Source organism: Massilia sp. TS11, from assembly GCF_022012445.1.
Taxonomy (GTDB): Bacteria; Pseudomonadota; Gammaproteobacteria; order Burkholderiales; family Burkholderiaceae_D; genus Telluria.
The window spans coordinates 80169-93755 of the sequence record NZ_JAKLTS010000016.1 but is presented as its reverse complement, the minus strand read 5'-3'; the positions used below and the strand labels follow the sequence as shown (position 1 = coordinate 93755).

Here is a 13587-nt window from a genome sequence, read left to right as displayed (position 1 = left end):
TTGGCTGGAAAGGCTGGGGGGCGGCGTTTTTGCAGGATGTGAAATCTTGCTCATCAGTCTTTCTTGATTGCAAACTTGTAATCGTTTAGTATTTTTTCCCGAACCAAGCATCGCACCGGAGGGGGTGGGGTGGTCATCAGTCAGCGCGCCGCTAGGCCACCGGGCGCGACAAATAATAAGGAAACTGTATGTTTGGTACAACGAATCGGCGGCGCGCGCTGGCCGCTGCCGGCCTGTGTCTGCTGACGCTGAGCGCCGCGGCCGGCCAGGAGGCCGCCAAGACGGGGGAGCCGGAGGCGGCGCCGAAAGCCGGGCTCGACTGGTTCGCCAGCATCGACGCCATGTATTACCGCTGGGCCGATCCGCATGCGCCGAGCGAGCGCACCTGGAATCTGAATGGCATCCGCGAATCGCTGGTCGGCGTGAAGTTCGGCGAGGCCGATGCGGCCGCGAGCGGGCTGCAGCCGCTGCTGCACATCGAGTTCGGCCTCGGCGCCGACCGCGGTGAACACGGCCGCCAATGGACGCTGGAACCGCGCCAGACCTATGCCGGCGTGGCCGGCGCCTGGGGCCAGCTGACCGTCGGCCAGCAGAACAATGTGATGACGAATATCGCCTGGGGCGTGCTCAACCCGATCGACAACGGCTGGGGCATCTACTGGAACGACCTGCTCTACATGGGCGACTCCTTCACCGATGGCCGCGCCGATGCGGGCGCCCTGGCCGAAGCGGGCGCCAACTGGTTCAATGGCTATCTGCAGCGCGGCCTGGTCTATCAGTTCAAGGGCGAGGGCTTCAGCCTGCAGGCCGATTACATGAACGCGCTGAAAAGGCCGGGCACCGTGGGCGGCACGCTCGGCCTGGGCGGCACCTGGCAGCAGGGCAAGCTGACTTTCGCCGGCGCCTTCACGCGCCAGCGCACCGAGGACGGCCGCGCCCATCGCCAGAACGCGGTGCTCGGCGCCGTGCTCGATCTGGAGCCGGTCAAGCTGTATCTGTCGCATATGCGCGCCAATAACAGTCTCGGCGCGCGCTACCACATCAGCTATGGCGGCGTCGGCTTCCAGGCCAGCAAACAGCTGCATCTGTCGGCCGCGTATGCGCGCTACCGCCAGAACAGCGCGGCCGCCTGGGGCAGCGGGCACGCGCACGGTGTGGCGGCGGTGGCCGACTATGCGCTCGACGAACGCACCAATGTCTACCTCGAGGCCGACCTGCGCCGCCACAGCGGCGGTGCGGACGGCGCGATGGCTGAATACAAAACCCCTGGCCTCGAACGCAATCTGATGTTCGGTCTGGCCTACACGTTCTGAGGAGATGGACGATGGAAGCACAGACCCTTGCGGTTCCCGGCTGGCGCGCGCGCCTGGCCACCTTGCTGGCGGCGCCGGTCGTCGAACGCGCGCTGACGATTCTGATTCTGATTAATGCCCTGACCATCGGGCTGCAGACCTACCCGGCCATGCTGGCCGAATGGGAGGCCGGCAGCGGCATCCGCTGGAGCGCATTGCTCGATCATTTCGACCGCGCCGTGGTGATCCTGTTCGCGCTCGAACTGGCGCTGCGCATCGTGGCCCAGGGCCGCGCCTTCCCCAAGGATGGCTGGAACTGGTTCGACACCGTGGTGGTCGGCGTCTCGATCGTCGGCGAAGCGCCGATGTTCTCGGCCATCCGGGCCCTGCGCGTGCTGCGCGTGATGCGTCTGATGGCGCGCTTCAAGACGGTGCGCCTGCTGGCCTCCGTGATCTGGCACTCGGTGGCGGCCTGCTTCACCATCAGCGTGATCATGCTGGTGGTGCTGTTCGTGTTTGCCATCATGGGCTATGAGCTGTTCGGCGTAACCGATCCGGCCCACTTCGGCAATGTGCACACGGCGATGTTCTCGCTGTTCCGCGTGGCCGCGCTGTTCGCCTACGAAGACGTGATCAATCCGCTGCTGCCGCACCACCCGTGGGCGCATTTCTTCCTGCTGCCCTACTTCATGATCATGAGCTATGTGGTGTTTAACTTCTTCTCGGGCATGGTCATCTACCTGCTCTACGAAGTCTCGTTCGACGAGCTGACCGGGCGCAGCGTGCCCGGCGCCGACGACGCGGGCGAGGACGGTGAGGCCGAGGCCGAGCCGGAAGATCCGGGCGCGCTGGCCCAGATTCTGGTGGAGCTGCGCCAGCTGCGCGAAGAAGTCGCGCGCCTTTCATCCCAACGCGAAGGACAGTCATGATTCACCCCGATACCCAGCTGGTGTTCATCAACGAGAAGGTCGGCCGCGGCGTGGTCGCCACCAAGCCGATCCCGAAAGGCACCCTGGTCTGGAACCGCTGCGCCTTCGATATCGTGCTGCCGCCGCAGCAGGTGGCCAGCCTGCCGGCGCCGTACAAGCACATCGCCGAAGTCTGGGGCTATGTCGACGACACCGGCGACACGGTCCTGTGCTGGGATCTGGCGCGCTTCGTCAACCACGCCTGCGACCCGGCCATGCTCCCGCTCGGGAATGCGCTCGAGATCGCGGTGCGCGACATCGGCGTGGGCGAGGAGCTGACCTGCGACTATGGCGCCTGCAATTACGAAAACGCGATGGCTTGCAGCTGCGGCGCCGCCAATTGCCGTGGCCTGGTGCGCCCGACCGATGCGCTGGCCGAGGCCGCGCGCTGGAACGACAAGGTGCGCGCGGCGCTGGACGCGGCACCCCATGTGGCGCAGCCGCTGCTGCCCTATCTGCTCGACCGCGCTGAATGGGATGGCTACCTCGATGGCAGTCGCGCCTTGCCCGATCCGGCCATCTACGTCTACGCCGGCAAGCGGGAGGGCGCATGATCCACCCCGACACGCGCCTGGTCGGCATCAGCGAGGCGGTCGGCGTCGGCATGATCGCCACCCGCCCGATTCCCGCCGGGACCGTGATCTGGGCGCGCGATCCGCTCGACCAGCGCATCAGCGGCGCCGCCTATGCGGCCCTGCCGGAAGTGATGCGCGAGCGCTTCACGCGCCACGCCTATCTCGACGACGATGCCCAGTGGGTGCTGTGCTGGGACGGCGCGCGCTTCATGAACCACGCCTGCGACTACAACTGTGTGTTCACGCCCTGGGGCGTGGAGATCGCCTGGCGCCCGATCGCCGCCGGCGAGCAGCTGACCAATGACTACGCGCTGCTCTACCTGGCGGACTACGAGGAATTCGACTGCCTGTGCGGCGCCGCGCAGTGCCGCGGCCACATCGACTCGCGCCAGCCGGAGGCGGTGGCGCCGCTGCACGCGCAGCGTCTGCGCCAGGCCCTGAACCTGGTCGATAAGGTGCGCCAGCCGCTCTGGCCCCTGCTCGACACCGCCCAGATCGCCCAGCTGCAGGAGGCCGCGCGCGATGCCGCTTGAAGACCTGAGCCACCTGGGGCGCGCGCGCCACTTCTGGATCATCGGCCTGGGCAGCGTGGCCCAGGGCCTGCTGCCGCTGCTACGCGAGCGCCTGGCCCTGGGGCCGGATCAAGTGACGATCATCGCGCCCGATCCGGTGGCCGGCTTCGTCAACGGCGAATTCGGGCGCTACGAATGTCTGGCGCTCGACGCCGAGAACTACCAGCAGGTGCTGGGCGCGCGCCTGCGCCCGGGCGACATGCTGATCTCGGTGGCCAATACGGTCTGCTCGCTCAGCCTGATGCGCCTGGCGCAGGAGCGCGGTGCGCTTTATCTCGACACCGTGATCGAACCCTGGGACGGCTGGTATGAAAACGCCGCCTTCAGCCATTCGGAGCGCAGCAACTACCGCCTGCGCGAACAGGCCCTGCAGGTGCGCGGCAGCGTCACGGCGGTCAGCTGCCACGGCGCCAATCCGGGCCTGGTCAGCCATCTGGCCAAACTCGCCATCGGCCATGTGGCCGAACGCCTCGAGCTGCCGGCCCAGACCCCGCGCAGCCAGGCCGAGTGGGCCGCGCGGGCGCGCGCGATCGATCTGCGCCTGATCCAGGTGGCCGAATACGACGCCCAGCAGACCACGCGCCCACGCGCGCCGCACCAGTTCTTCAACACCTGGTCGGCCGACGGCTTCATCTCCGAGGCCGGGCAGCCGGCCGAACTGGGCTGGGGCACGCACGAACGCGCGCTGCCGCCGGACGGGCATCGCCACGGCTTCGGCTGCGACGCGGCGATCTATCTCGCCAAGCCCGGCTACCAGGTCCGCGTACAGAGCTGGGTGCCGCGCGTCGGCGTCTACCAGGGCTACCTGATCACGCATAACGAGGCGATCTCGCTGCCCGATTTTCTGACCCTGCGCGACGCCGACGGGCGCGTGCTGTACCGCCCCACCTGCTACTACGCCTACCGCCCGAGCGACGCCACCATCGCCAGCACCCACGATCTGGCCGCGCGCTTCTGGCAGCGCGCCGACACGCGCGACGGGGTGCTGATCCACGATGTGGCTGCGGGCGACGACACGCTCGGCGTGCTGCTCGGCTATGGCCGGCACGGCTGCTACTGGTATGGCTCGCGTCTGAGCATCGCCGAGGCGCGCCGCCTCAACCCGCAGACCAATGCCACCACGCTGCAGGTGGCGGCCAGCGTGTTCGCCGGCGTGGTGTGGGCGCTCGAGAATCCGGAGCGCGGCGTGGTCGAGCCGGAGCAGATGGACAGCGCGCGTGTGCTGGCGCTGGCGCGCCCGTATCTGGGCGAAGTGTTCGGCGAATTCTCGGACTGGACGCCGCTGGCCACGCGCGACCCGATGTTCGCGCGCCCCTGCGATCCGGACGATCCCTGGCAGTTTTCGAATATGCGCCTGGACTGAGGGCGCGCCTCAGGGCGCCGGCAGGGTGACGGTCAGGCGCGTGCGCCCGTCCTCGCTCTGCATGGCGACCTCGCCGCCCTGCACCTCGGCCATCAGCTTGACCGAATAGGTCCCCAGGCCGGTGCCGCCGGCCTTGCCCATGGTGGCGTACTTGTCGAAGAAGCGCTCGCGCAGTTCGTTCGGCACCTCGCCTTCGTTGTCGATGCAGATGTGGGCATTGCCGAAGCCGGGCGCCACCGATACGACGATGATGCCGCCCTGGGGCGAAGCCTCGGCCGCGTTCTTGAAAAGATTCGAAAACATCGAGTAGCACAGCAGCTCTTCGCCGAGGGCGTCGCTGTCGATGCCGTCCTCGAGGCGGCAGCGGATCTCCTTCCAGGCGAAGGCGGCCTCGGTCTGCTGGGCCACCTTGCGCAGCAGCGGACCGAGTCCGAACTGCGCCAGCACCGGCTGGTACTGGCCCATCTCCATCTTCACCACGTCCAGGGTGCGGTTGACCATCTCGAGCGCGTGGCCGGCGGCGCTGGCCACCAGCTCCACCTTGTCGCGCAGGTCGGCCGGCAGGCGCGGGTCGGCCAGCAGCGACTCGGCGCACTGCAGGGCCACGCCGACCGGACTTTTCAGGTCGTGGCGCGTCATGCGGTCGACGTCTTCGCGCAGCTGGGCCGATTCGGCCAGCACGTCGTTCTGGCGCTGCAGGTCGCGCATCGCCGTCGACAGGGTCAGGTGGGCCGACAGGCGCGCCTTCAGGATGGTCGGGTCGACCGGCTTGGTCACGTAATCGACGGCGCCCAGCTTCAGCCCGGCCACCACGTCCTCAACGCCGTCGCGCGCGGACAGGAAGATCACCGGAATATTCGCCGTGCGCGCATTGGCCTTGAGCTGGCGGCAGACCTCATAGCCGTCCATCACCGGCATCATGATGTCGAGCAGGATCAGGTCGATGTGGAACTGGTTGGCGATCTCGATCGCCTTGCGCCCGCTGATGGCGACCTTGAGTGCGTAGTCGTCCTTGAGGGCGCCGGCCAGCACTTCGATATTGGTGGCGATGTCGTCGACGATCAGCACCGTGCATTTCTTCAGACGTTCGGCGATCGGCCGTTCAAGGCCGATGACGGCCGGCGCCGGCAGCGGCGGCGCCGCTTCGGGCAGGCGCGGCGGCGGCGCGCTTGGTGCGGCCGTCGGCGCCGCCGTCGGCACGCTCGGCGCCACCTGGGTCAGGCGCTGTTCGCGCGCCAGCTGGTCGGCCCCGGTCTCGGGCGGGCGCGGCGCATCGGCCACGGGGCCCAGCATGCCGAGGAATTTGCTGGCGAAGCTGTGCACCGTGAAGGGCTTGACCAGGTAGGCGTTCACGCCGGCCTTCATGGCCGCCTGCACGCCGGACGGATTGGCCTCCGCCGTCAGCATCATGAAGGGCGTCTTGCGATGCCGTTCATCGCGCCGCATCCACTTGAGCAGCTCGAGCCCATTCATCACCGGCATCGACCAGTCGGCGATGACGATGTCGACCGGCTGCTTGCGCATCAGCTCCTGGGCCGATTTGCCATTATCGGCCTGGAACACATTGAAGAAGCCGAGCTCCCCGAGCACGCCGCGTACAGCCGTGCGGATCAGCAGGTAGTCGTCGACGATGAGGATGTTGGCGGATTTGTCCATGGGCCCTAGTGTATCTCAGCGCGGGCGCAGGATGAAATCCTGACCGTTGAGGAAGCGCCCGTCGCTGCCGATCGTGACCGTGCGCGCCGGCGCCTGCAGGCCAAGCCGTTCGAGCTGCTGGGGCGCCACGCGCAGCGTGTAGGTGCCGGGCAGGACGAACTGCACGATGTAGAAGCCGTCGGCCGCCGTGCTGGCGGTATTGACCACCTGGCCGCGCGCGTCGAGCAGTTCGAGCGTCAGGTCGCCAGCGCCCTTGGCCTTGCCGGCTACGCTGACGGTGCCGTCGATTTCGGCCGTCAGCGCCAGCGGCAGCTCGAGCGTCTCCACATGGCCGGCGCGCGGCAGCACGCGCAGGCCGCGCGGGGCCGGGGTCCACTGCGGGTCTTCCAGCGTACCGATATTGACGGCCACGTCGGCGTACTGGTTCGGCGCCAGCTGCGGCAGCAGCAGCAGGCCGTCGGCATCGCTGCGGGCCGGCTGCAGCACGCCATTGATGTTCACCCCGGCCAGGCGCACCGGCGCTTCATCGGCATCCATCACCCCGTTCAGATTGCGGTCGACGAACACGCGCGCCGCCAGCGCGCCCATATTCGCCATCGGCTGGGCGCTGGTCTGCCAGCGTGCGCTGCGCGGCTCGCGCGCGGCCGAGATGAACAGCTGCGCGCCGAGCGCCAGGCTGCCCTTGCTGCGCATCAGAGTGAGCGCGTAGCCGAAGCTGCCCAGGCTCTTGGTCAGGCTGGCCGTCAGGCGCGTATCCGGGTTGTCGAGCTGGCGCACCAGATCGAGGCCGAGCCGCATCTCCTCGCCGAGCGGCTTGTCGGCCGCCGCCCCGATCGTAGCCAGGCGCCGCTCGGGCCGCAGCGTGTAGCCGAACTGGCCGCGCAGGCCGACGTCGCGCCACAGCGAGGCCAGTTGCAGGCTGCCGCTGGTGTTGCGCTGCTCGCCCAGGCGGTTCCAGGCAAGCTGGTTGGTCACGGCCAGGCCCTGCAGATAGCCGACCGCCTGGGCCGCCAGCTGCTGGTTCGACTGGCCCGACTGCAGGCGGTCGCGCGTCAGCTCCAGGGTCAGCGGCATGCGGCGCAGCACATCGAGCGGCAGCAGGCCGTCCAGGCGCAGGGCGTCGCGCTGGCGCACCGGGTCGGCGCTGGCCACATACACGTCGCTGCTGAAGTCCTGCAGGCGCGTGTGGTTGCCCGAGATGAGCAGGGCCCCGGCGCGCGTCTTCACGCCCAGGTCGAGCAGGCGGCCGCCGCCCTGCTGCTGCACCAGATCGAGGGTGGCGATGGCCGGGCCGCCATACAGCAGCAGGCCGGCCTTCTGGTACTGCTGCAGGCCGCTCTGGCTCTCGCTCTGCAGCACGGCCGCATTCAGGGCCAGCGCGCGGCTGATCCCCAGCTGCACCTGGCCGAGCGCGTGCCGGTAGCCGTCGGCCGTGCGGTGCGCGGCCAGCGTGTAGAACAGCTGGCCCGGCACCAGCGCGCTGTCGTCGAGCAGGAAGGTCTGGCGCTCGACGCGCAGCTGGCCCTGGGGGCCGTGGAACACCAGGCGGAAGTTGTTGGCGCCGTACACCAGCGGGCGGTCGGCGAACACGTATTTGCCGTCCGCGCGCGACTGCTGGAAGCCGACCAGGGCCTCGTTGAAAAACAGTTCGACGTCCCAGCCCGGCGGCAGATCGCCCTGGAAGGTATGGCGGTCGAAGCTGCTGGCGCGGTTGAGCGGCAGGTTGCTGATGGCCAGGCCGTTCCCCGTAGGCGAGGAGCGCGTGACCTGGGCCAGGCCGGGCACGGCCACGCTGCCCAGCGCCAGGCTGCGCGCGCCCAGGGGGCCGAGCAGACCGCCCTCGGGATCGTCACGCCCGAGCGTCAGGCGGCGGCTGTTGGTGCCGGCAGCGCCGCTGCTGCCGCCGGCGATGAACATCTGCGCCTGCATGCCGAGCAGATCGCCCGCGAGGAAGGTGGTGGAACTGAGTTCGCGCTGGCGGCTGCCACTGCTGCGCGCCATGTTCAGGCCGAAGGTCTGGTCGATCATCGGCACGCTGGCCAGCGCATAGCGCGGCGCCACGCGCGGATAGTGGGGATCGACATAGGCGCCGCTGGTGCCGGCCTGGGCGGCGGCCTGCTCGCGCTTCAGGCGCAGCTGCAGCGGCAGCGGCTCGCGCGCCGTCACCAGCAGGGCCAGGCTGGACAGGTCGAGGCTCAGGTCGACCGGGAACCAGCGCGCCAGCAGGCTGCTGTCGACGTAGATGTCGTCCTCGGCCACGCGCACCAGGGCAGGATCGAAGCGCTCGCTGCGCTCGCCGAGGGTGACCAGGCCGGCGCGCGCGTCGAGCCGGAAGCCGCGCCCTTCCTGCAGAATGAAGCCGCTGGCCGTGCCCTGTTCGGGCTGGGCGCGCACGGCGATGGTCAGCAGGCGCGCCAGTTCGCCCAGCGGCAGAAAGGTCTGGCGCCCGAGCTGGTAGGCGCTGAAGCTGTCGGTCAGCGCGTCCTGCCCGAGGCGCACCTCGAGCAGCACCAAACTGGTGTCGGGGAAGGGCGCTTCGGCCGCCTGGGCCGCCAGCGCGGCCAGCAGGGCCGTTGCCGCCAGCGCCCGGCGCAGGCGCCTCAAGGCAGGGTGACGCTGGTCTCGGCCAGCGCCTTGCCGCCTTCTTCGGGGCGGGCATGGAAGCGCACCGTCAGGCGCCCTTTGCTCAGGCTGGTGCCCGGGGCCAGCGCCAGCTTGGCGCGGCGCAGCGCGTTGGGCACATACACGGCCACGCCGGCCGCCTTGGCCAGCACCATCTCGCTGCCGCCCTCGGGCGTGAAGCTGAGCACGATGTCGCCATACACGGAGCGGTTGCCGCTGCGGCTGATGTCGAAGGTGACCAGCTGCGGCTGGCCTTCGCTGCGCGCGGCCAGGGCCAGCTGGCCGAGGCTGACGCTGGCGCTGGTCTCGCCCTGGCGCACGATGACGGGGATCGACACGCCGACCAGGGCGGTCAGCTTGATGCCGACTTCATTGCTGGTGACGGTGGCGCCCTCGGCCGGGGCCGGGGCAGCCGGATCGGCAATGCGCTCGAACACCAGATGCGAGCGGTATTCGCCGGCGGCCAGATTCTCCGGCTTGCGCACCAGCACGCGCACGAGCTGGGAAGCGCCCGGGGCCAGCACGATCTGGCGCGGCGAATAGCTGATCATCTGGTCGGCGAACAGCTCGCCCGGCTGGGCCTGCTCAGCGACGGAGAAATCGCCGGTCTCGGACATGCGCCGGTTGACCACGCTGACGCGGTAGGTGGCGGTCTCGTTGCCGTTGTTGATCAGGTCGATCTGGGCCGAGCGCTGGTTCTTGTCGAGCACGATGCGGGTCGGGTTGATCATCAGGTCGGCCAGGGCCGGGCGGGCCGCCAGCAGCAGGCACAGGAGCAGGAGTCGGAGCATGGTTCAGGGATTATCGACGATCACGGTGAAGCTGCCGCTATAGCTGCCGCTGGCCTGGTTGGCATTGACCTGCAGGGTGGCGCCGACATACAGCATCTGGCTGCCGCCGCTGAGCAGACCGCTGCTGGCCGTGCTGTCGCTGGGCGTGCTGGTGAAGTGGTTCAGCACCATGGTCTGGCCATTGGCATTGACCAGGGTGGCCTGGCTGGGCAGGGTGATGGTGTAGGTCCAGTTGTTATTGCCGCTGACGATGAAGGCGGCCGGGCGTCCGCCATCGGAGCTGATCAGGGTCACCGCGCCGCTGGCCGTGCGCAGGCCGGCCGGGCTGACCGTCACGCTGCCGCCGCTGGCGGCGACAAAGCTGCCGAAGGCCAGGCCCTGGCTGGTGTTGATGCGAAACGGCACGGCGGCGGCGGCGCCACAGACGCCGGCCAGCAGCAGGCCACAGAGAAAACGGAAAATGCGCATGGGAGGCGGTATCAAGCAAACGGCCCGACGATAGCAGGCCGGCCGCGCTCCTGCAACTCAGTTGTAGTTGATGGTCAGCTGCAGCTTGCCCGGGGTGTTCGTGTCGGCCTGGGCCAGCACCACGGCCAGACGCTGGCCGACCAGGCCCGGCACGGTGCTGCTGGCGCTGGCCACGCTGGCCAGGCTGGTGCTGCCTTCCGCCGTGCTGAGGGTGGCGGACACGCTGGCGCCGTCCGTGCGCGCCGCAGCCGGGGTGGCGCTCAGGACCAGAGCGCCATTGCCGTTGTTGCGCACTTCGACCAGCACCGGCGCTTCCGGCGTGGCCTGGGGCAGCACGGTGGCGGCGGCCAGCGCAGACGCGGCGGCCGCCTCGGCCATCCCTGGAGTCAGGGGGGCGCAGGCGGCCAGCAAAATCAGCAGTTGGCGAAGGTCGGCTTGCATACCGACCGATTCTACGCCGCATTTTTCCAAAAGGAAACTAACCGCGGCGCCGGCGCAACGCTCAGTTGTAGTCGACCGTCACGCTGAAGCTGCCCGAATAGGAACCGGCCGTCTGCGAGGCGCCCACGGCCAGGGTGCCGCCGACGCTGATGGTGCCGGCGCCGGCGCTCAGGGTGCCGGTGCCGGACGGGTTCGAGGTGAAGCTCGAAATCGTCATCGCCGTGCCGGGGCCGCTCAGGGTGGCCGTGGTCGGCAGCGTGATCGCATAGGTGGCGGTGGTGTCGCCGGTGACGTTGAAGCTGGCGGCGCCGCCGGCGTTGAGCGAGGACAGGCTGACGTTCGAGCCGGTGCGGGCGCCGCCGGTGGCGATGGTCACCGTGCCGGCCGAGGTGGTCGGGGCGAAGGCGCCGAAGCGCAGGTCATTGGTCTTGGTGATCGTCATCGGGGCGATCACGGTGGCGGTGCCGCTGGCCGTGGCCGAGGCGGCGCTGGCGCTGTGGCTGAAACCGGCGGCGAGGGCGGCGAGGGCGATGGCGCGGATGAAGGTCTTGGTGTGCATGGTCTGCCTCAAAGGAATCTGTTGTTAGGGTGTACTGTAAAGACTGCTGGCGCGCTGTGATCGGTCGAACAGGGCCGTGTTTTGCCTGTATTTATCGGCGTATCAGTTGTAATCGACGCTCACGCTGAAGCTGCCCGTGTAGGCGCCGGCCGCCTGCGAGGCGCCCACGGCCAGGGTGCCGCCGACGCTGATGCTGCCGCTGCCCGCGCTCAGGGTGCCGCTGCCGGACGGGTTCGAGGTGAAGCTCGAAATCGTCATCGCCGTGCCGGGGCCGCTCAGGCTGGCCGTGGCCGGCAGGGTGATCGCATAGGTGGCATTCCCGCTCCCGGTCACGCTGAAGGCGGCGGCGCCGCCCGTGTTGAGCGAAGACAGGCTGACATTGCTGCCGCTGCGGCTGCCGTTGGTGGCGATGGTGACCGTGCCAGCCGCCGTGCTCGGGGCGAAGCTGCCGAAGCGCAGGTCATTGGTCTTGGTGATGGTCATCGGCGCGATCACCGTGGCGGTGCCGTTGGCCGTGGTGGACGCAGCCTGGGCCAGACTGGACAGGGCCAGCAGGCAGGCAGCGCTCAGGATGCGTTTGGACATTGTGCTCTCGACAATTAATGTTGCGATAAACGACAGATTAGCGAAATCTGTTCAACATTAATCGAAAGAACAAGACGGGGTTTCCCCCCGATTTCTAGTTGTAGTCGACCATCACCGGCAGCGGCGCGCCGCGCGTGGGCGGCAGCGCCAGGGTCGTGCTGCCGCTGCTGGGCAGGCTGTGCGCACCCGGGCTGCCGGGGCTGGAGACGCTGAAACTGTTGCCGGTTCCGCCATACACGCTGAGCTGGCCGGACGCGGCCGTGGCGCTCACGCCGACCACGCCCATCGAGAGCACGGTGGCGCTGGCGCCCGCCTGCGTCGAGGCCGCTTCATCATTGCGGGCCAGCAGCAGGGCGGCCACGAGCGAGGCCAGCAGCAGGGAACGGGAGACCATCGGGCAATCCACACACAGTTTATTGCCCTACAGCATATCCTTTCCTTGCGGAATCAAAACCCCGAATAGCGGGGTGTTTCTCAGAAGCAGTGTTCGGGCGCCGGGAAGCTGCCGTCCTTGACCGCCTGCACGTAGGCGCGCACGGCCGCTTCGATGCTGCTCTGGCCGTCCATGAAGTTCTTCACGAAGCGCGCCTTGCGGCCCGGGAAAACGCCGAGCAGATCGTGCATGACCAGCACCTGGCCGGCGCAGTCGGGGCCGGCGCCGATGCCGATGCTGGGGATGTGCAGCAGGGCCGTCGCTTCGGCGCCGAGGGCGGCCGGAATCGCCTCGAACACGATCAGCGCCGCACCGGCCGCCTGCAGGGCCAGAGCATCGGCCTTGAGCTGCTCGGCCGAGCTGTCGGTCTTGCCCTGCACCTTGTAGCCGCCCAGCTGGTGGACCGACTGCGGGGTCAGGCCGACGTGGGCGCAGACCGGCACCGCCCGTTCGACCAGGAAGCGCACGGTCTCGGCCAGCCAGGCCCCGCCTTCGAGCTTGACCATGTGGGCGCCGGCCTGCATCAGGCGCACGGCGTGGGTGTAGGCCTCGAGCGGGGTCGCGTAGCTGCCGAAGGGCATGTCGGCGACGATCAGCGGACGGCGTGCGCCGCGCGCCACGGCCGCCGTGTGGTAGGCGATGTCGGCCACCGTCACCGGCAGCGTCGAGTCATGGCCCTGGCAGACCATGCCGAGCGAGTCGCCGATCAGCAGCACATCGACGCCGCAGCGCTCCATCAGGGCCGCGAAGCTGGCGTCATAACAGGTGAGCATGGCGATTTTTTCGCCACGCGCGCGCATCGCCTGCAGCACCGGCGTGGTGACCGGCTTGAGCTGGGGTGCGGCCGGCGCGTTGTCGCCGGCGTTCTGGAGGTAGGAACTCATGCTTGCCTCGTGGTGGGTGGGGGCTAGGTCCGGAAAATGAAGTACACCGCGCCCAGCAGGCACAGGCCGGCCCAGACGTAGTCGAGCTTGAACGGCTGGCCCATGTACAGCATGGCGAAGGGCACGAACACGCTCAGGGTGATCACTTCCTGCAGGATCTTCAGCTGGGACAGATTGTAAGCCGTATGGCCGATGCGGTTGGCCGGCACCTGCAGCAGGTATTCGAACAGGGCGATGCCCCAGCTGATCAGGGCAGCCGCCAGCCAGGGCTTGCCGGCCAAATTCTTCAGGTGGCCATACCAGGCGAAGGTCATGAACACATTCGACAGCACCAGCAGGCCGGCGGTCTGGATAATGACGGGAAGCTGCATCGGATCT

Annotated in this window: 15 protein-coding genes; 5 read left to right on the top strand and 10 right to left on the bottom strand. The window is 68.6% G+C overall.

Going from position 1 to position 13587, the window contains the following annotated elements; translation table 11 throughout:
• Positions 1-188: 188 nt before the first annotated feature.
• From LZ005_RS19250 to LZ005_RS19230, 5 genes are read left to right on the top strand one after another with little or no spacing between them, the layout of a single operon-like run.
• Complete coding sequence (locus tag LZ005_RS19250) at positions 189-1313, top strand: porin (RefSeq protein ID WP_237810128.1); 1125 nt, start codon at positions 189-191, stop codon at positions 1311-1313.
• A gap of 11 nt (positions 1314-1324) precedes the next feature.
• Positions 1325-2221, top strand: coding sequence for an ion transporter (locus LZ005_RS19245; protein ID WP_237810127.1), 897 nt, complete (start codon positions 1325-1327; stop codon positions 2219-2221).
• The gene (locus tag LZ005_RS19240) at positions 2218-2814 is read left to right on the top strand and encodes an SET domain-containing protein (protein WP_237810126.1); all 597 of its coding nucleotides are present in this window, start codon (positions 2218-2220) and stop codon (positions 2812-2814) included. The genes LZ005_RS19245 and LZ005_RS19240 overlap by 4 nt, the downstream gene beginning before the upstream one ends.
• The gene (locus LZ005_RS19235) at positions 2811-3368 is read left to right on the top strand and encodes an SET domain-containing protein (protein ID WP_237810125.1); all 558 of its coding nucleotides are present in this window, start codon (positions 2811-2813) and stop codon (positions 3366-3368) included. The genes LZ005_RS19240 and LZ005_RS19235 overlap by 4 nt, the downstream gene beginning before the upstream one ends.
• Positions 3358-4770, top strand: a complete 1413-nt coding sequence (locus LZ005_RS19230; RefSeq protein ID WP_237810124.1) for a saccharopine dehydrogenase C-terminal domain-containing protein — start codon at positions 3358-3360, stop codon at positions 4768-4770. The genes LZ005_RS19235 and LZ005_RS19230 overlap by 11 nt, the downstream gene beginning before the upstream one ends.
• A gap of 9 nt (positions 4771-4779) precedes the next feature.
• On the opposite strand, the gene LZ005_RS19225 is transcribed toward LZ005_RS19230, so the two are convergent.
• The 10 genes from LZ005_RS19225 to LZ005_RS19180 form a co-directional block, all read right to left on the bottom strand.
• Positions 4780-6426 (bottom strand): response regulator, encoded by a 1647-nt coding sequence (locus LZ005_RS19225; RefSeq protein WP_237810123.1) that lies wholly within the window; start codon positions 6424-6426, stop codon positions 4780-4782.
• 15 nt (positions 6427-6441) lie between these two features.
• Positions 6442-9030, bottom strand: coding sequence for a collagen binding domain-containing protein (locus tag LZ005_RS19220; RefSeq protein ID WP_237810122.1), 2589 nt, complete (start codon positions 9028-9030; stop codon positions 6442-6444).
• Positions 9027-9839 (bottom strand): molecular chaperone, encoded by an 813-nt coding sequence (locus LZ005_RS19215; RefSeq protein WP_237810121.1) that lies wholly within the window; start codon positions 9837-9839, stop codon positions 9027-9029. Before LZ005_RS19215 ends, LZ005_RS19220 begins: the two co-directional genes overlap by 4 nt.
• 3 nt (positions 9840-9842) lie before the next feature.
• Complete coding sequence (locus LZ005_RS19210) at positions 9843-10307, bottom strand: DUF4402 domain-containing protein (protein WP_237810120.1); 465 nt, start codon at positions 10305-10307, stop codon at positions 9843-9845.
• A gap of 57 nt (positions 10308-10364) precedes the next feature.
• Positions 10365-10748 carry a hypothetical protein gene (locus LZ005_RS19205; RefSeq protein WP_237810119.1) on the bottom strand — a complete coding sequence of 128 codons (384 nt, stop codon included), beginning with the start codon at positions 10746-10748 and terminating at the stop codon, positions 10365-10367.
• A 61-nt stretch (positions 10749-10809) separates the two neighbouring features.
• Entirely contained in the window at positions 10810-11307 is a 498-nt protein-coding gene (locus LZ005_RS19200; RefSeq protein ID WP_237810118.1) for a DUF4402 domain-containing protein, read from the bottom strand.
• 102 nt (positions 11308-11409) lie between these two features.
• Positions 11410-11892 (bottom strand): DUF4402 domain-containing protein, encoded by a 483-nt coding sequence (locus LZ005_RS19195; protein ID WP_237810117.1) that lies wholly within the window; start codon positions 11890-11892, stop codon positions 11410-11412.
• Between the two features lie 94 nt (positions 11893-11986).
• Positions 11987-12286 (bottom strand): hypothetical protein, encoded by a 300-nt coding sequence (locus LZ005_RS19190; protein ID WP_237810116.1) that lies wholly within the window; start codon positions 12284-12286, stop codon positions 11987-11989.
• Positions 12287-12366: 80 nt separating this feature from the next.
• Positions 12367-13209, bottom strand: coding sequence for a 3-methyl-2-oxobutanoate hydroxymethyltransferase (gene panB, locus LZ005_RS19185; RefSeq protein ID WP_237810115.1), 843 nt, complete (start codon positions 13207-13209; stop codon positions 12367-12369).
• 23 nt (positions 13210-13232) lie between these two features.
• Positions 13233-13580: a DMT family protein gene (locus tag LZ005_RS19180; RefSeq protein ID WP_237810114.1), complete on the bottom strand. Its 348-nt coding sequence runs from the start codon at positions 13578-13580 to the stop codon at positions 13233-13235.
• Between the last annotated feature and the right edge of the window lie 7 nt (positions 13581-13587).